The sequence below is a fragment of the Alkalihalophilus lindianensis genome (assembly GCF_032843265.1).
In the GTDB taxonomy this organism is placed as follows: domain Bacteria; phylum Bacillota; class Bacilli; order Bacillales; family Bacillaceae_D; genus Alkalihalophilus; species Alkalihalophilus lindianensis.
This window is the reverse complement of record NZ_JAWJBA010000486.1, coordinates 1-263: the sequence shown is the minus strand read 5'-3', so window position 1 is coordinate 263 and position 263 is coordinate 1. Positions and strand designations below refer to the sequence as shown.

At 74.1% G+C, this 263-nt stretch carries 1 protein-coding gene; it reads left to right on the top strand.

The window, feature by feature from the left end; genetic code table 11:
* On the top strand, positions 1 to 215 hold a 215-nt coding region (locus RYX56_RS23130), incomplete at its 5' end, for a hypothetical protein (protein ID WP_317124226.1).
* Positions 216 to 263: the final 48 nt, after the last annotated feature.

The following is a 263-nucleotide window of genomic DNA, read 5'->3' as shown; positions in this document are numbered from 1 at the left end:
GCCGCAGCGCGCCGCCGCTCGGGGAGGCCAGCACGCTGACCGCGTCGAAGGGGTCGATCACCGAGCAGGTCGCCGCCAGCAGCACTGTTTCCGCAGGGCCCGCCGAGGCGGTCGCGGCGGGCGAAGCGGCCCGGCCCGACGTGTCCGAGGTGATCGCGGCCTTCACCAGCCAGTTTGCAGGGGCCGAGCGGCGCAACCTCGAAATGCTGCTCTGATCCCGCGTTCGGCGAGCATCCCGCGCGCCTGATACGGTCGGGCGCGGC